The 16,744-nt window shown below is 49.8% G+C and carries 15 protein-coding genes; 11 read left to right on the forward strand and 4 right to left on the reverse strand.

Annotated elements, in window-relative coordinates:
- Positions 1–57 precede the first annotated feature (57 nt).
- The 5 genes from IYN85_RS22855 (at position 58) to IYN85_RS22875 (ending at position 3,613) form a co-directional block, all read left to right on the forward strand.
- Positions 58–645, forward strand: a complete 588-nt coding sequence (locus tag IYN85_RS22855; RefSeq protein ID WP_196161282.1) for a Crp/Fnr family transcriptional regulator — start codon at positions 58–60, stop codon at positions 643–645.
- Between the two features lie 145 nt (positions 646–790).
- Positions 791–1,396: a hypothetical protein gene (locus tag IYN85_RS22860; protein WP_196161283.1), complete on the forward strand. Its 606-nt coding sequence runs from the start codon at positions 791–793 to the stop codon at positions 1,394–1,396.
- Positions 1,397–1,421: 25 nt separating this feature from the next.
- Positions 1,422–1,847, forward strand: a complete 426-nt coding sequence (locus IYN85_RS22865) for a DUF6326 family protein (protein WP_196161284.1) — start codon at positions 1,422–1,424, stop codon at positions 1,845–1,847.
- 292 nt (positions 1,848–2,139) lie between these two features.
- Positions 2,140–2,547, forward strand: a complete 408-nt coding sequence (locus IYN85_RS22870) for a hypothetical protein (protein WP_196161285.1) — start codon at positions 2,140–2,142, stop codon at positions 2,545–2,547.
- Between the two features lie 259 nt (positions 2,548–2,806).
- Entirely contained in the window at positions 2,807–3,613 is an 807-nt protein-coding gene (locus tag IYN85_RS22875) for an ABC transporter substrate-binding protein (RefSeq protein ID WP_196161286.1), read from the forward strand.
- A 339-nt stretch (positions 3,614–3,952) separates the two neighbouring features.
- Here the strand turns inward: IYN85_RS22875 and IYN85_RS22880 are convergent, their stop codons facing one another.
- Positions 3,953–5,680 (reverse strand): SulP family inorganic anion transporter, encoded by a 1,728-nt coding sequence (locus tag IYN85_RS22880; RefSeq protein WP_196161287.1) that lies wholly within the window; start codon positions 5,678–5,680, stop codon positions 3,953–3,955.
- A gap of 292 nt (positions 5,681–5,972) precedes the next feature.
- Here IYN85_RS22880 and IYN85_RS22885 point away from each other — a divergent pair, with 292 nt between their 5' ends.
- Positions 5,973–6,407 carry an MOSC domain-containing protein gene (locus IYN85_RS22885; RefSeq protein ID WP_196161288.1) on the forward strand — a complete coding sequence of 145 codons (435 nt, stop codon included), beginning with the start codon at positions 5,973–5,975 and terminating at the stop codon, positions 6,405–6,407.
- 42 nt (positions 6,408–6,449) lie between these two features.
- On the opposite strand, the gene IYN85_RS22890 is transcribed toward IYN85_RS22885, so the two are convergent.
- Entirely contained in the window at positions 6,450–7,394 is a 945-nt protein-coding gene (locus tag IYN85_RS22890; protein ID WP_196161289.1) for a S9 family peptidase, read from the reverse strand.
- 416 nt (positions 7,395–7,810) lie between these two features.
- Here IYN85_RS22890 and IYN85_RS22895 point away from each other — a divergent pair, with 416 nt between their 5' ends.
- Positions 7,811–9,103 (forward strand): hypothetical protein, encoded by a 1,293-nt coding sequence (locus IYN85_RS22895; RefSeq protein WP_196161290.1) that lies wholly within the window; start codon positions 7,811–7,813, stop codon positions 9,101–9,103.
- A 112-nt stretch (positions 9,104–9,215) separates the two neighbouring features.
- The gene (locus IYN85_RS22900) at positions 9,216–9,992 is read left to right on the forward strand and encodes an APH(3') family aminoglycoside O-phosphotransferase (RefSeq protein WP_196161291.1); all 777 of its coding nucleotides are present in this window, start codon (positions 9,216–9,218) and stop codon (positions 9,990–9,992) included.
- A gap of 46 nt (positions 9,993–10,038) precedes the next feature.
- Here IYN85_RS22900 and IYN85_RS22905 read toward each other — a convergent pair whose 3' ends face one another.
- Together IYN85_RS22905 and IYN85_RS22910 are read right to left on the reverse strand one after the other, a co-directional pair.
- Complete coding sequence (locus IYN85_RS22905; protein ID WP_196161292.1) at positions 10,039–11,343, reverse strand: FAD-binding oxidoreductase; 1,305 nt, start codon at positions 11,341–11,343, stop codon at positions 10,039–10,041.
- 38 nt (positions 11,344–11,381) lie between these two features.
- Positions 11,382–13,304, reverse strand: coding sequence for a sigma-54-dependent Fis family transcriptional regulator (locus tag IYN85_RS22910; RefSeq protein ID WP_370592240.1), 1,923 nt, complete (start codon positions 13,302–13,304; stop codon positions 11,382–11,384).
- Between the two features lie 384 nt (positions 13,305–13,688).
- Here IYN85_RS22910 and IYN85_RS22915 point away from each other — a divergent pair, with 384 nt between their 5' ends.
- The 3 genes from IYN85_RS22915 to IYN85_RS22925 are packed head-to-tail and all read left to right on the forward strand — an operon-like array spanning position 13,689 to position 16,743.
- The gene (locus IYN85_RS22915; RefSeq protein WP_196161293.1) at positions 13,689–14,774 is read left to right on the forward strand and encodes an ABC transporter ATP-binding protein; all 1,086 of its coding nucleotides are present in this window, start codon (positions 13,689–13,691) and stop codon (positions 14,772–14,774) included.
- A 2-nt stretch (positions 14,775–14,776) separates the two neighbouring features.
- Positions 14,777–15,874: an ABC transporter ATP-binding protein gene (locus IYN85_RS22920; protein WP_196161294.1), complete on the forward strand. Its 1,098-nt coding sequence runs from the start codon at positions 14,777–14,779 to the stop codon at positions 15,872–15,874.
- Positions 15,871–16,743, forward strand: a complete 873-nt coding sequence (locus tag IYN85_RS22925; protein ID WP_196161295.1) for a carbohydrate ABC transporter permease — start codon at positions 15,871–15,873, stop codon at positions 16,741–16,743. Before IYN85_RS22920 ends, IYN85_RS22925 begins: the two co-directional genes overlap by 4 nt.
- Position 16,744: the final 1 nt, after the last annotated feature.

Raw genomic sequence — 16,744 nt, forward strand, 5'->3', positions numbered from 1 at the left:
TCCTTCAAAAATCTGCCGTATGATGGGCTATTGTTCTTCCTATTGAGCGGCTTTTTTATGTCCATACCCGACTCCCCGCATGCCCCCCGATCATTAACAGACCCACTGCAGGCACTCACCGAACAAGAACGCGCAGAACTGTTGACGTTACAGCGTTTGGAACGCCGAGCGAAGGGGGAATATCTGTTTCGGGCCGGGCAACCGTTAGAGCGCTATTACGCTGTCGTTGAAGGTTGTGTGCGTACCTATCATTTGCACGACGATGAAGAATTCACACTCGACTTTTACACCGAAGGGCAAACCGTATTACCCGCCGTTGCCGGTAAAGGCATTTTTGCACCAAGTTTTGCCGTGTGTATGGAAGATTGTTTGTTAAACGTCACGGATGAACAATTGGAGCGGGAAGTCTTTGCCCGTTTACCGCGCCTGAAAGACATTTGCCAACAACAGTCCGAACAGTTGCAGCTAATGCACCAACAAGAGCTAGCGGTGCAGAAAAGTGCCAGCCCTGAACAGCGTTACGCGCATTTGCTGGCTACCCGCCCGTCTTTGTTTGAGCGGGTGCCGCAGTATCAAATCGCTTCATACTTGGGGATTAAACCTGAATCGTTGAGCCGACTGCGCAAAAGACTGCAACAAAATTAGCTTGGAAATTTCGAGAGCTGTGGGATACAGCGACATTCTGAGCAATAGGGTGAAATTTTTGGGCTAGCCATCTTAACCAACGTCAATGAAAGCCGGTCGGGCGCTCCGGTACAGTGGGTGCACTTAATCAAGCAAGGACTCTTCCATGCGTTACCTTTCTACCATTGTTGCTGTGTCGTTCCTGAGCTGTGGCGGGCTGTTCTCAAGCAATAGCATGGCCGATGTTGGCCCCTATCAAGCGAATACATCGGCATTTGCGTTGGCAAACTTCACCGACGATTCCCCACAATATTTACAATTAGAACTGAGCCGTCGCCTTGGTTCAAAGGATTACATTGGCGTGGAGTTCATCACCTGGCGCTACCCAGCTCCGCTGGGTATTCCCTATGGACCGTCGTTTGGCGACCCTACGGAAGATTACCCCGGCACGGTACGTGACGTCGGCGTTGGTTTCACTTGGCAGCACTTTTACGGACCAGGTTTGTTCACCAAGGTGCACGCTATGCCCATGATGCAGCGCTACTCCGACACCAATAACAATCACCTCCAGACCGGCTGGCAATTGTTTACCACGGCACGCGTGGGGTATCACTTTTCGTGGGCCGACGATCGGTTTTTTATCGAGCCTTCGGTAGCCGCCACCAGTTGGCCGATACGCACAAACGTCCCGGAGACTTTTGCAGCGCTGGATTCAAAATGGCCGGGTTATTTTCTTTTAGAACCTGGCTTGAATATCGGTATGCGTTTTTAATCGGATCTTCTCAGGAGTAAATCTTATGACGTCAACTCATCAACCCGCTTTAATCAGCCCCATGCTCAGTGAACTGCCCGTACGCATTAAATTAGCGTCATTGTGGATCTCATTGATGCTGTTGTACCTGTACGCCGACGTATTCAGTTTTTATCGGCCGGGTATAATCGACAGTATCGTCGAGGGCAACATGGGGCCTTTTACCGTGTCACAATCTGCCTTGTTTATCGCTTCCGTGCTCATGCTGATTCCCGCTCTGATGTGTACCGCAACCTTCTTGTTTCAGCGCCCACTTACTCGCGGATTGCATCTGGGTTTTGGCGCACTGTACACGGTAGTGAATATCGGAAACGTCGTCGGAGAAACCTGGTGGTACTACCTGCTGTATGGCGCTGTTGAAGGTTTGTTAACGGTGACGATTTTTGTTTTGGCCTGGCGTTGGCGGTCATGAGCGCAGCCAGCCAAAAAAGAGTCGCAGATTCAGTCACAGAACCCCAGGGTGTCCACATTGGTCACAGGGGTTCGAAACACCCGGTAACCTTGCCGCTTCAGAATTGAAGCGGCCGTCTATTGGAAAACATTTTTAACGTACCCCAAGAATAATTCATCAACTGGGCTGGTCATTTTCCTTAGCGCATGACAAGCTTGAATACGCCTTTTGTGCGGCTTTAAAAGATTAAAATAAAACTGGGAACACAATCTTCCCCTAACGGGAAGCATAAAATGTTTTGTGGACTGAATGCATGGATTTCGATACTGAAATGAATAAAATCCCTTTTAAGGGGCAAGAAATAGATATGGAACAGCTGTATCGCTTTGCTGGTGCCCTGGACAAAAGCCCCCAGAAAAGGAAAGCAATACCGGCGATTTTTAGATTTTTTGAGACTCACTCTGACAAGGACCTAGGTTCTCCAGGACCACTAGTCCATTTCCTTGAAGAAGAGAGCGACTATCATATCGAGCTTGAACAATCGGTGCTCAGAAAGCCAACCGTTCTCACAGTTTGGATGATAAACAGACTAATGAATGCGGTCCCGCCGACAGTCAGAGAGCACTGGTTAACTATTTTAACCGAGGTTGTTGAACACCCAAACGCTGACGTTGAAACAATAGAATCTGCGAAAGATTTTATTGCGTATCAGAGCAAATAGTTTTAACAATCACGGTCTGTTGAGACCTGCTGCTTCACCTACGGATCTATTTTTTTGCCGAGATTCCCAGCTGTTCTATGGCTCCAAAAAGGCGATGCAGGCCAATCTCTGTTTCTCTTTTTAGCACACACCATGCCCCCGCATTGACGACCCTTGTGCCCCTTCCGGCGCGATGTGACCTGGCTCTGTGTTTGCGTATTCGTGTGTTTTGAGCTTAACTGGGCAGTTGAATAGTTGTCATCAAGCGAGAATTTCGAACATGCTCTCTTCACTTGATAGATTAGCCCGCCACCTGTGTTTTCCTGTTCTGATACTCATGGCATCAATCGTTAATGTTGCTGGTGCCGACAACGATATGTCGCCAGTCGTGTCGCTGCGGTGTATGAGCACGGTTTTTGCGCCTTACGTGATAGAGAAAAATGGCGTTGTTTCTGGTGTTGATGTAGATGTGGTCAAAGAAATCGGCCGTCGCTTACACATCGATATAGAGATCGGTATTAAACCCTGGGTGCGACTGGAAACCGAAATTGAGTCGGGTAATGAACAATGCGCGTTTGCATATTTCCGTACATCGGCCCGTCAAGCTTATATGGATTTCACCAATGTGCCGTTACACATCACCAGCTATACCCTGTTTACGCAGGCTGATCGAGTGCTGAATTATCGGCAGTTGACGGATATAAATGGCTTCGTCGTAGGCATTAATCGTGGTTTTAAAACCACACCGGAATTTGAAACGGCAGTACGCCGTGGTGACGTTAAAGAGTTTCGCGTTGAACAGGAAGAGCAGAGTTTCCAAATGTTAAACGCCAAACGTGTGGATGCGGTGCTCACCAATTATTTTGTGGGCGCGTATCAGATTAAACAGCTGGGATACACCAATGTGGTACCTTTGTTTCCGCCGCTGGATTCCACGCCAGCCTATTTAACCTTTTCCAAACAGGCCGGCTTAGACGATTTGGTCACCTTGTTCGATAGCGCCCTGTATGAGATTTTGATCGATGGCACCTATCAGAGAATATTTGATCGTTACACGAAAGTAACGTCGTCACCTAGTGCAGAATAATCTGCTAGCGCATAGCCAGTGCAGGTAGAAAAAGCTAGGGCAACTCTGATTAATTCGAATCACCTCAGTCCTATCAGATCGAAGGATGAGCGAGGCGTGTTTTGCAAGAAATAGCGAGTTTTTTGCAAAACACACAACATTGCTCAGTCATTAATCTGAAGGACCCGGAGGGCGGGGCTGAAATGGCAAATTTCGTTGTTAAGTCCTTTGCCAAGATAATGAATATTGCCTGCAGAACTTGCCTCGAATTTTGCGCATTTCTTCACCCGCTGAGGTAGAGAGCAATTATTCAGAGGTGTCCTAACGCGACGTCCTTGTCGATGGGTATAGCCACGCCCATTATTCGGCTTGCAATTGTCGATACAGCTCAATGGTGGAAAGGGATCGTTTTTCCGGTGCTGAACTGAACACGTGAAATGCTTCTAACTTTTTCGCGAGCGGTACTTTTACATCGGTGATGTACATTTCAACCTGAGCGCCCGCAAGCTCCTGGTGTATCCGCTTGAGCATGTTGGCGCCACTGGCATCAATGGAATGAATACCGGCTGCGACCACCACAAAATTTTTGATCGCTTCATTGCTGGCCACTTGCTTTAAAACTTCCTGTTCAACAACGCCGGAGTTCAAAAAAGTGAGGCTCTCATCAATGCGTAAAAATACGCTGTTGGGCAGGGTTTCGGTATCAGCATGATTCACATTCTTAAAACGTTCGGTGCTGGGCAGTAAGCCCACCACGGCCATGAAGGGGCTACGATGGTTGGCCAGCATCACCAGTATTGACAGTGCGACACCGACCATCAATCCAGCTTCCACTTCCCAGATCAGCACCAGAATGGCAGTAATCCAACTAATAGCACCGTCCAACCGGTTCATTCGCACCAGATTGGCCATGGATGGGAATTCCAACAGTTGGCTGACCGCTACAATGATTGTTGCCGCCAGGACTGGGATCGGAATATACGCCAGCCACGGAGTTAAAAAGAGAATACCGAGGCTTAAAAATATCGCCGTTAAGGCACCGGCCAAGGGTGTTTCAGCGCCTGCATCGGCGTTTACGACAGAACGAGCCATCCCCCCGGTCACCGGGAAGCCGCCGCTGAAACCGGCCGCGATGTTTGCTGCGCCCAAGCCCAATAACTCGCGGTTGGCGCTAATGCGCTGGCGTTTGGCGGCCCCCAGCGTTTGTGCCACGGCAATCGATTCGGTCATACCAATCAGGGTTATGATAAAAGCCGGTAACGCCAATTGGCGTATCAGCGCCATATCGAACTCGGGCAGGTGCAGGCTCGGCAACCCTTTTGGTAAAGCGCCCACGGTAGCAAGCCCGGTGCTGCTTAGGTCCAGTAAACCGGTTAATAACGCCGCGAGTAAAATCAAAATCATGGGCAACAGGCGACGAGACAGCGTGCCGAACTTACCAAACAGCTTATTGGTTACCGAAATACCGGCTTTTGACCGAGCCCAAAACAATATCGCCATGGCGATAAGGCCCATGACGGTAGACTCTATGTGCAGTGTGGAAATGTCCAAGGTGTGCAATCGTTCTATCAGGTTGCCGCGAGACATATAAATGCCGGTCAGTGGTTTGATCTGCCCGATTATGATGAGCAGCGAAGAGGCCGTGATAAAGCCTTTCATCACCGGGTAACTGAGCAGCTGGGTGATAAAGCCCAGACGGAAAACGCCCATGATGAAATAGAAAAAACCAACCATAGCAGCCAGCAACAAAGCTAGCTCGGTGTATTCCGCAGAACCGATATCAGCAAACGGCATTAGCGTGTTGGCGGTCAGTAAACTGACGATGGCGACCGGCCCAACCGCCAGTGCCGCACTGGTACCAAACAGCGCATAGGCAATCAACGGCAGAATAGACGCGTACAAACCCGCTTCAGCCGGTAAGCCCGCCACTAAAGCGTACGCCAGGCTTTGGGGAATTAACATCAGGGTGACAATAATGGCGGCATTGACGTCACTGATCAGAAGTGTTTTGCCGTATTTCCCGGTAACCACCAGTTTCAGAACGCCCTGAATCAGGTCATTACCTTGAATCTTTTTTAATGCGCTCACGCATAAACCTCGCTAATAAAGATCGGGTACGTCTGCTCAGTATAGGACCGGCTTCCCTGGCCGAGCGGGCGTTTTACCCCTGTTCAAACCGGATTGTTCGTCACGCGCTGTCATCATTGAGTTACAGAGCGAAAACGCTGGAATGACGGAAACTGAGTCTGTGCTGTCGAAAGACACGGGTAGTCTAACACATATATTAGAAAAATCTAAAGTAGAATTTTATTGATTATCTTTCTCATTCCAACTTCTGGCAAAATGCCCTTTTGTCACCATAACCAAAAGAGATTCAGGGATGCAGATTAAAGCTATTGCGATTCGCGCGCAAAAAGGGGCTGCCATGCAGCTGTTAACACAGGCCGAGATTGATGAAGCGACTGGGGTCCAGGGGGACGCAGGCCGCAGACCCGGCAAGTTTATGGTCACGCTGTTGAGCCAGGAGTCCTGGAACGACGCCTGCGTGGACGTCGGTCAGGACCTACCGTGGACAACGCGTCGAGCGAATATCTTGGTTAGCGGGTATCGGTTTTCGGCGGATGATGTGGGTAAAGTGATTCATCTGGGCGATTGCCAGCTTAAGGTTACGCGCGAAACCGACCCTTGCGACCTGATGGACGCCGCGTGTCCTGGCCTGAAAGCTGCTCTGAAGCCAGACTGGCGGGGCGGTGTGCGTGCGCAGGTCATTGCTGGTGGCGTGGTTGTTTGTGGCGAAAGCGCGCATATCGCCTGACGTCGGTTAAGTGCCAGCGGAACCGACGTCGTCCAATTGTTGTTAAGGCGCCAATTGCAGCGCTACCCAATCGTCGAGATAGGCGACAAATGCCGGTGAATACGGGCGCTGATCATGCTGAGTGTAGGTGACGCAACGGTCTGATGTGAGCCGAAACATGTGGTCGGTTTGCGGCTCGATATGTATCGTCAGGTTATCCGGTATGCCTTCAGGAAACAGGGTTTGCAAGCGTTCAGTGTTTTGACTGGCATCTGCCATCAGGTCATTTTCAGCGAAAGCCAGCAGCATGGGGACGCGGTTTTTCTGCAGTGCTGTCGCCGGATTGTAGGGCAGAATGTTGGCCATGAAACGCAATTGAAACAGGGTGACAAACTGACCGAAGAATTGCATGCGACGGTGGGCTTTATCCCTTTTTATAACCGCCCGCTCCTGTTGTTTCACATCGGCACCCTGGCAAGCGGCCTGCAAACGGATGAGTTGCAAATCCTGTTCTGCGACCGCAACGACCGGACCGGCAAAGTCTATTGCAAACTGCAAATCCGGCTCGCGACTCGCCACTTCTTGCACCACCCAACCCCCTTGGCTGTGTCCGGCAATCGCAATGGGCTTTGCCTTCAGCTCGTCTTGCTGCCTGACAAACTGAATGGCAGCCTGCAGATCGTCGGCGCGTGTTTCGATGGAACTGCGTTGCCAATTCCCCTCGCTGTGACCAATACCCCGTTTATTCATAGACAAAACGGCATAGCCTTTCGGTAAAAATACATCCATCAACAATGTTTCGCGAAAGCCTTCCGCGTACTTGCGGATGTCCGCGGTGCCTGAGCCACCGACAAAAATCAACGTGCCGGTAATGTCTCCGGAGGGTCTCGTTAACTCGCCGTCGAGCGATAGATCTCCGCTGGGGATGACCACAGGCTCAGCGAAACACAAGGAGTAACATAAGAGTGTGATACTGCAGAGAATAAATAGGTTGGGTTTTAAAAACATGGCGTGTTTTCCTTACACTTTTTTGGGTCGATGTTCGCTTGGACGCCAGCAACTTGCAAAAGGTTGGCAACTTTTTGCAAGTCTTTTTGAGCAGGGTAAGGAAATAAGGTGACTCAGTGAAAGAAACGGTTGGTGACTGCATCACAGATGTCGAAAATAGTCGACGGTTACGATTGTCATCCCCGTCTCATTGCACTATACCTTCTACTGAATACGCAGTACGGATGCTGATGTATTTAATGCAGTCAGGGTTTTGCTTGTCCCTCCTTAGACATATGCCGTTAAGGCTCTTCATTAAATGGTGTGCTCCTTTTTCGCCTGATCTCGCTGTTGGGTGATGCCCATGTTTATTGACCTGATTCACCGGGATCTTTCAATACATTTTTTTAAACCGTCATAGTACAAGGAGAAATCTCATGGCGAAGCAAACCAATTGTTGTCCGGAATTTGTCGAAGGAAAAAAATGCGATTACCTCGACTTCGTGTATCGGCTGAACCATCAGACGGATGTGCGTTTGGAGAATCGTGCAGTACCTGTCACCGTTGAAACCGCTATTCACATACGAGTCGAGCGGTGTACCGGCCCCTTGCAAATGGGAAATCTGGTTTACAGCACCACGTTGCTGCCCGGTGAAAAAGTCCGCTTGTTCACGTCAGACCGACGTTCTCGCTTTTCATTTGATACCGAGTCTCAGTTGTCCTACCGGCACGAGCAATCGTCCGAAGAGCGTTATTACATGGATTCGATGGATTCATTCATGTCGGACCTGGAAAGCAAAGATACCACTCACAGCTCTAGTAACTCCAGCGGTAGCGCGTCGTCTAAGGGCGGCACCAGTGGTTTTTTTGAATCGCTATTCAGTGGCCCTTCGGTTTCGGTGTCCGGTTCGTATAACGCGGCATCGACACGCGATTTCATTCGCGAATTGGGGGTGCATGCGCAGTCCAGTCATAACCGCTCCGTGCAGATGACCCGTGAAGCCAATTCGACCCAGGTCGGCGAAGTGCAAACCCGCACCCATGTGGAAGGTGAAAGCGAGAGTCATTTTGAATCGAGTAGCCGGCTGTTTGAGAACAAGAATCAGTGTCATGCTGTCACGTATCTTTTTTATCAAATCGATAAACAACAGACTACTAAGGTCTCGGTAAAAGCCGTGAATCTCCGTGTGGTGGATCAGGCTGGACGAACAGATGTGGTGAATAACCCCGTGGTTGGTGATCGAAAACTGTCGGTCATTCCAGCCGCTGTGTTAGCAACCAAAGCAGCAGAGCCCGAGAAATTGAAGCTGTTTGAAGCATCGGTGTTGACGCCAGCGCAACGATATCAGATAGCTCCCTTTGCTCTCAGTGCATCGCAATCCAATCAACGTCCACTTGAAAACGATATTCGTAATTTGGCTTTGGCCAATGTGCGTAACGAGTTAATGAGCAATGGCGTTCTGGATAAAAGCGGACAAGTATCGAAGGAAGTAAGTGCTGAATTAAACTTTGAATTTTCCACATCCATCCCAACCGCTGGTGTCATGGTGAAAGGTTGTTTGGATGATTGCAGCACATGTGAAGATGCGCGAAAAATTTCTATTGAGTTGGACCTTAAGCACAAGGAATTGCGAAATCAATTGCTGGCGCGAAAAATCGAACTCCTGGAAAAATCGCAGGAGTACCGCTGTTGCCCTGAAAGCGAATGTGAAGAAGTTGAAGAAGCGTAGAGCGAAGGAAAAAGCCAACTGCTCCCGTGGTTGGCTTTCGCCTGCGTCTAAGCGTCGACAAGCGTAGAAAAATCCGGTTTAATGGCTTAATAATACTCGTAGACGAACAGCCTTGAATACCACGCAACTTCCCAAAGAACTTCACCGTCTTAATATTAATCATCTCGTGCCGGTAACCTCCGGCCGTTCGAATGCCGCAGTGTATAAATGCCAAGCCATGGACGCTCCCTGCTATCTGAAAATGCAACCAGTCACTTACCCGGTATCCTTCTCAACGCAAGCGGGTTTGCTTGCTTGGCTAAACAGCAAGCTGCCTGTTCCCAACGTCATATGGGTTGGGCAAGATACACAAACCGAGTACTTGTTGTTATCGGCCATTGAGGGTGAAAACGGCGTTGATGCCATGGCGACTACAAATAAAGCCGAACTGACACGGTTACTTTCTGAGGGTCTGCGGGCGATTCACGCGACGGGTATTGAGGATTGCCCGGTCGATCAATCGGTTGAGTTAAAACTGCGTGCTGCGGAACAGAATATGCAGCTCGGTCTGGTTGACGAAGCCGATTTCGATGCATCGAGGCAAGGCTGGCCTGCTGAAAAGGTTTATGAGCAGATGTGTCGGCTATTGCCGTTTGAAAGTGACTTGGTGTTTGGTCATGGCGACTACTGCTTACCCAACATTATTTTAAAGAACCAATCGATTGCCGGGTTTATCGACTTTGATCGAGGTGGGATCAGTGACCGGTACAACGATCTCGCCATTGCTTCGCGCAGCATCGCGGATAACTTGGGGTCTGAGTGTGAAGCTTTGTTCTTCGACGTTTATGGTTTACGAGACCCCGACTGGCAAAAAATTAAATTCTTCAGAATGCTCGATGAATTTTTTTAACAACGAACAAAACGGAAAAATACTGAACACCAACTTTGGTAGATGCTCATCGCTCTTTGGTTGCCAACACACGATCTCTCATTAATCGTGCTTTAACGCCCCAGCGCAAAAATGGTTGCGGGGGCAACCAGTTTGGTTGCGGTCGGGCTTCAATTTTTTCCATAGCGCGGGTGGACTCACCGATCGCCTTAAAAGCAAGTTGCTCACCAAAAAGTGTGGCCAGACCGATGCCGCCACCGTTGTAACATCCGGCGACAAATAAACCATCATCCAGTTTCTCGAAAATATTGGCACTGTTGCCGCTGATGCAGGTGACGCCCGACCAGGTGGTTTCGATGGCGTTCGGCGGTAAAAACGGAAAGCGTCTCAGCAAACCCTGAAAGTGAATCTGCCGACGCTTCGCCAGAGTGTCTGCCGTCATGTTGATTGGGTTATAGGCTTCGGCGGTGTTGCGGATCATAATGCGGCGGTCACCGGTCAAACGTACCGTGGCACCCATAGCCTGCGCGCTCAAAACACCCCATTCACCCGGCGAGCCGATGGTTTCAAATTCTTCGTCAGTGAGTGGTCGCGTTAAGCTGGCGGTTAACGTCAAAGGAAACGCCCGATCCGCGACCACACCTAAAGACGGTAAAAAACCGTTTGTGCACAGCAGAACATTCTTTGCACGCACCGAACCTTTGGGTGTGGCGACGTTAAAAGATCCTTCACTTTTATGCCAGGTGGTTACTGGTGTCTGTTCAAACAGTTCCACCGACAAGGGCAGTCGTTCAACCATGGCGCGTGCCAGTTTCGCCGGTTGCAGCAGAACGCCGCCGGTGGTTCTGACCGCTGCCCGATAATAAACCGTACCCAGGCGGCGACTGAGTTCTTCGGCAAATATGACGTCGTGCGGTATACCAAAGTTCGTTAAGGTACTGCTAAAATTCAGCAGTTTTTCTTCGTTTTTCTCCAGCGAGGTGGCGTGAAATTTCCCACTTTCGTTCCAGTCGCAATCCACCCGGTGTTCGTTCACAAACTCACGCACCGTATCCATCGCCAGTTTGTTCAGTTCGTATTTTTGTTTGAAGTTTTCCAGACCAGCATCTGACAGATGTCCATCGTTCAGTGTGGAGTCAACCAAATACCCGGAATTGCGTGCGCTGGCCCCTTCGCCTGCTTTGTTGGCTTCCAATATGACAATGCGATCCAGTGGTTGCAGTTGTGCGAGTTTGCGCGCGGCTGAAAGCCCGGTGTAGCCAGCACCGATGATCAGCCAATCGGCGAAAATATCCGCGCTCAACGTTGGATTGGCTGGGCGATTCGGCAGGCTGGTTAGCCAGCCACAGGTGTTGTCATTGTTGGGTAACATCCGCAGCTCTCTATCTTTGGGTTCAAAGGTTTTTCACACTAAGCCAATTGACTGTATTTGTACACTGTCGTTCGGCTAACGCCTGCGGCTTTAGCGGTTTTGGAGACGTTGCCGTTATGCTCCTGCAGTAATCGGGGTATCAATGTCTCTAGCGGCTCCTGACGTCCATCCGCTTTTTCCGTATTTGTTTTCATTTCCTCGAAAAAATCCGGCGGTAAATGCCAGTCTTCCATGACGTCGCCATCGGCCATGGCGAGCGCAATTTTCAACACGTTAACAAGTTGACGGACATTACCCGGCCAGGGGTGACGGTCGAGTAATTCAACCATGTCTTGCGAAAGCGGTGGGCCGGGTTCCTCTTTCACCATGAGCTGATGCACATAACGGATTAACTGCTTTCGGTCCTGGCGCGCACGCAACGGTGGCAGTTCAATATTCAAACCGGAAATACGGTAGAAGAGATCCTGTCGGAAATGCCCCGCTTCAACTTCGTCCCGCAGATTCCGGTTCGTGGCGGAAATAAGTTTGATGTCTACCGGGTATGTCTCCGTGGACCCCAGTGGGGTGACCACCCGTTCCTGCAACACCCTCAAGAGGCGGGACTGAACCGTTAATGGCATTTCGCCGATTTCATCCAGGAACAACGTACCGTTGTGCGCACGGCGAATTAAACCGATAGACCCCTTGGTATGGGCGCCGGTGAAAGCGCCTTTTTCATAACCGAACAGTTCCGATTCCACCAGATCCGATGGAATTGCCGCGCAGTTCACCGCAACCAACATCTGATTCGCCCGCTGACTGTGATAGTGCAACGAACGCACAAAGATTTCCTTGCCCGCGCCTGTTTCCCCATGAATGAGGATAGGGATGTCTTTGTCCATCATCTTACGCGCCTGAGCGATAGTACGAGCGACGTGCTCATCGCCGTGTTGCAACTCTTCAATGGGAATGACATTGTCCGGAATCTTTTTCGGTGCTGGCGGTGTCTTCGCTTTGTTGGGCGAACGATAGTCGGGTCGGTTACGGAAGTCTGGCGTGCGGATGATTTCCATACTGGGGCGTGTGACTTTTATGAAAAAGTGATATCGCCCTTTCACACGCGCCTGCAGTGGCATGTTGTCCGGTTGATGTTTGATCTCTCGAATCGGAATGTCGAAAATCTGTTCGATGTTCATGAGCGCGAGACTTTGCGCGAGTATAATTTCCGCTCGTCGGTTCGCGGAAATAATGGTGCCGTTATCATCGATCACTAGAATGCCCGACCAGTGCGAGTCAAGATTGAACACATTGGTGTTGAACGCGAGAATAAAGTACTGCGATGAAAATTCAGAAAAGATCAAGCGGTTTTCAACGCTGAGTGTCATCAGCTTGACCATACCCAGCGTATGATCCTGCGGCAGGTAGGCGTCAGATGAAATATCGAGCACGCCCAGCATGGCGTTTTTACTGTCGTAAATAGGTGACGCGGCCCCGGCCATAAAGCGATTCGCGCGCAGGAAGTGTTCGTCTCGGCCAACCTGCACAGCGGCGCCGGTCGCCAACGCGGTGCCGATCGCGTTCGTCCCCACGGCGGATTCTTCCCACAGGTTGCCATCACGCAAACCGTAATCACCGAAGGAAGATACCCGTTGATGCCCCCAGGTGTTCAATACACGCCCGTTGGGATCCGCTAAAACAATCATGCACGCCGAGTTATTGAGAATGTTTTCATAGTACGGCAGTACTTCATTCTCGGTCGTGTTTAACAGTTCCTGATGCTGTTGACGCAGGTCGTTCAGTTCACCTTTGGGCAGTTGGCTGAACTCCGGAGAAGTTCCGTGTTCCAGGCCATATTGTTCACAGCGATACCACGACTCTTTAATGAGCGTATCGTGGTTTTTTTGCGCTTCGGTTTCGTGAATAACACCACCACCCAGATGGTCATCGGTACTGCGATTGTCACTATTCTTGTTTTTGTTCACGGATTAACCCTGAAAAAGACTCGTTCGCATTACGGCGCAGTATAGGGCAACTGGTGTTCGCAACGTAAGACCAATACCCGGAATATTTTCCCGATTTTCCCCGACGTTAGCGTCAACCTAGTGTGCAAAAGTGTTCACGTGAACACTTTTGTGTTCATCACTGAACAGTTGTGTTCAGTGTCGTTTGGGTCATAAATACAGTTGTCCTGAAAAGTAACTCGCTTTCTATCTTATTGATTTTATTATGTTTTTAAGGTTTTTTGGGCTGTCGTGGCAAGATTGGCACGTAACCTGAATTACATCCTTCCATGCAGGCTTAAAAAAATAAGAAAAAAATTTTAAGCAACACCAAAAACCAAACAAATACAAAGATAGGTTTTCGACATGTCACTTTCGCTTAAAAACATTACGCGAATTGTTGATGGTGAAACCTGGTTGTCTGATATCAATCTGACGTTAGAACCAGGGTCCTTCAACGTTTTGCTGGGGCGTACCAGAGCGGGTAAAACCTCTTTAATGAGAATCATGGCGGGTCTGGATCGACCCACATCTGGTCAGCTGTTCATGAACGGTGTGGATGTGACCGGTGTGCCGGTTCGCGAACGCAACATCTCTATGGTGTATCAGCAGTTCATTAACTATCCGAATTTAACCGTTTACGAAAACATCGCGTCACCGCTGCGACTTGCCAAGTTAAGTGAGTCGGTAATCCGTCAACGAGTGCAGGAAACCGCAGAATTGTTGCACATCGAACCCTACCTACAGCGTCTGCCATTGCAGCTTAGCGGTGGGCAGCAGCAGCGTACGGCCATGGCCCGGGCACTGGTAAAGGAATCGCAGATCATTTTGTTCGATGAGCCGTTGGTTAACCTTGACTACAAACTGCGTGAGGAGCTACGAACCGAATTGCGCAGCCTGTTTAAAGAGCGCAATTGCATCGCGGTGTACGCCACCACCGAACCTAATGAAGCCCTGGCGCTCAGTGGTAATACAGCCGTTCTGCACGAAGGGAAATTACTACAGATGGGTCCGACCGAACAGGTATACCACAAACCTTTGGACATCATTACTGCAGAAATGTTTTCCGAGCCGCCAATTAATATTGTTCATGGTCGCGTCTCGGACACGGAAGTGACGTTTGATGAAACGGTGCACTTCCAATTGAACAGTGACTTGCGACATCTGACACCCGGGGATTACAAGTTTGGTGTGCGCGCATCGCATGTCGGGCTGGTACCGCATGCGGATGATGACCTGGAATTACCGGTCAAAGTGGAGCTGGCCGAAATCAGTGGTTCAGAAACCTTTCTGCACGTTAAAAATCCGCACTTTGATCTGGTGTTACATCTGTCCGGGGTGCACGAATACAGCGTCGACAAAGACATCAAAATCTATTTTCCCACGCACAAGTTGTATGCCTTTGATACCCAGGGTCAGTTGGTTCATGCACCGCATCGAGTAGGAGGTTAACTATGGCGCAAATAACGCTTAAAGCGCTGGCGCATACGTACAGTGCCAACCCGGTACAGGGCAGTGACTATGCAATTCGGGAAATGAACCATGTTTGGGAACAGGGCGGCGCTTATGCGTTACTCGGCCCCTCCGGTTGTGGCAAGTCAACCATGTTGAACATTATCTCCGGACTGCTGAATCCCTCTAATGGTGAAATACTTTTCGACAATAAACGGGTGAATGAACTGAAACCAGAAGAGCGCAATATAGCGCAGGTTTTCCAGTTCCCGGTGATCTACGACACCATGACGGTTTACGACAACCTGGCTTTTCCGTTGCGCAACATTAAAGTGCCTGAGCATAAAATCCGCAGCAAGGTTAATGAAGTGGCCGAGATTCTGGAGCTGACCGATCAGTTGAAGAAAAAAGCCAAGGGTCTGTCCGCGGATGAAAAACAGAAAGTCTCGATGGGGCGCGGCCTGGTGCGTGATGATGTGTCGGCCATTTTATTCGACGAGCCTTTGACCGTTATTGACCCGCAATTGAAATGGAAACTGCGTCGTAAACTGAAGCAAATCCACGAACAATTTAATATCACCATGGTGTACGTCACACACGACCAGCTCGAAGCGTCGACATTTGCCGACAAGATTGCCGTGATGTACGACGGTCAAATTGTACAGTTTGGAACCCCCCGGGAACTGTTCGAAGAACCTGCGCATACCTTTGTCGGTTATTTTATCGGCAGCCCTGGTATGAACTACATGGACGCCCGCTTCAGCGATGGCAAACTTTTCTTTGGCGAGCATGAATTGCCTGTGTCGGCTTCGTTTCTCAATCAGTTGACCCAGGCAGATAACGGCCGCCTGCAGGTGGGTATCCGACCGGAGTTTGTTCAGATCTGGAACAAACAGCAGGACGGTACCATCGAGGTACGTGTGGATTACTGCGAAGACTTGGGTACCTATAAAATTCTAACCTTCACGCTCGCCGGACAAACCATGAAAGCCCGGCTGTCCGAAGATCAAAAGGTACCGTCAGACAAGGCGTATGTCAGCTTTCCCAAGCAATGGACCAAAGTCTATCGCGATGACTTTTTAGTGGGAGACGCGCAATGAATAAAATTGAAAATAACAAAGCCTGGTTTCTGGTGTTACCGGTTTTTATTCTGGTTGCATTCTCCGCCATCATTCCATTGATGACCGTGGTGAACTATTCCGTACAGGATATTTTTGACCCCAGTACCCGTTACTTTGTGGGTACCGAATGGTTTGTTCAGGTCATGCACGACGCGGAACTGCAAGCGGCGTTGCTGCGTCAGTTTGTGTTTTCACTGACCATTTTAAGTATCGAAATTCCCTTGGGAATTGGGGTTGCGCTGCTGATGCCAACGAAAGGAAAAGCCGCATCGTTAGGGTTAATTTTAGTGGCCATCCCACTGTTGATCCCGTGGAATGTCGTCGGGACCATCTGGCAAATTTATGGCCGCGCGGACATCGGTTTGTTTGGTGCTGCCCTGAACGCAATCGGTATTGAATACAACTATGCCTCAAACCCGACGCACGCATGGTTAACCGTGGTGTTGATGGATGTCTGGCATTGGACGCCGTTAGTGGCCTTGCTGTGTTACAGCGGTTTGCGCGCCATTCCGGAAATGTATTATCAGGCCGCCCGTATTGACAAAGCCTCACGTTGGGCGGTGTTTCGCTACATACAACTGCCAAAACTAACCAACGTGCTGATCATCGGTGTGCTGTTGCGCTTTATGGATTCCTTCATGATTTATACCGAGCCCTTTGTATTAACGGGCGGCGGTCCGGGTAATACCACCACGTTCCTGAGTCAGTCGTTGGTAAAACAGGCTATTGGCCAATTCGATCTCGGCCCTGCTGCAGCGTTCTCGCTGGTGTATTTCCTCATCATTTTGCTGGTGTGTTGGTTGTTCTACACCATCATCATGAATATGCAGAACGACAAGCGGGGTTAAT

The organism is Reinekea sp. G2M2-21 (assembly GCF_015687175.1).
In the GTDB taxonomy this organism is placed as follows: Bacteria; Pseudomonadota; Gammaproteobacteria; order Pseudomonadales; family Natronospirillaceae; genus Reinekea.

Excerpts from the sequence above, each read along its gene's own strand:
- IYN85_RS22855 (WP_196161282.1), top strand. The coding sequence starts at position 58 with ATGTCCATACCCGACTCCCCGCATGCCCCCCGATCATTAACAGACCCA.
- IYN85_RS22860 (WP_196161283.1), top strand. The coding sequence starts at position 791 with ATGCGTTACCTTTCTACCATTGTTGCTGTGTCGTTCCTGAGCTGTGGC.
- IYN85_RS22865 (WP_196161284.1), top strand. The coding sequence starts at position 1,422 with ATGACGTCAACTCATCAACCCGCTTTAATCAGCCCCATGCTCAGTGAA.
- IYN85_RS22870 (WP_196161285.1), top strand. The coding sequence starts at position 2,140 with ATGGATTTCGATACTGAAATGAATAAAATCCCTTTTAAGGGGCAAGAA.
- IYN85_RS22875 (WP_196161286.1), top strand. The coding sequence starts at position 2,807 with ATGCTCTCTTCACTTGATAGATTAGCCCGCCACCTGTGTTTTCCTGTT.
- IYN85_RS22885 (WP_196161288.1), top strand. The coding sequence starts at position 5,973 with ATGCAGATTAAAGCTATTGCGATTCGCGCGCAAAAAGGGGCTGCCATG.
- IYN85_RS22890 (WP_196161289.1), bottom strand. The coding sequence starts at position 7,394 with ATGTTTTTAAAACCCAACCTATTTATTCTCTGCAGTATCACACTCTTA.
- IYN85_RS22895 (WP_196161290.1), top strand. The coding sequence starts at position 7,811 with ATGGCGAAGCAAACCAATTGTTGTCCGGAATTTGTCGAAGGAAAAAAA.
- IYN85_RS22905 (WP_196161292.1), bottom strand. The coding sequence starts at position 11,343 with ATGTTACCCAACAATGACAACACCTGTGGCTGGCTAACCAGCCTGCCG.
- IYN85_RS22915 (WP_196161293.1), top strand. The coding sequence starts at position 13,689 with ATGTCACTTTCGCTTAAAAACATTACGCGAATTGTTGATGGTGAAACC.
- IYN85_RS22920 (WP_196161294.1), top strand. The coding sequence starts at position 14,777 with ATGGCGCAAATAACGCTTAAAGCGCTGGCGCATACGTACAGTGCCAAC.
- IYN85_RS22925 (WP_196161295.1), top strand. The coding sequence starts at position 15,871 with ATGAATAAAATTGAAAATAACAAAGCCTGGTTTCTGGTGTTACCGGTT.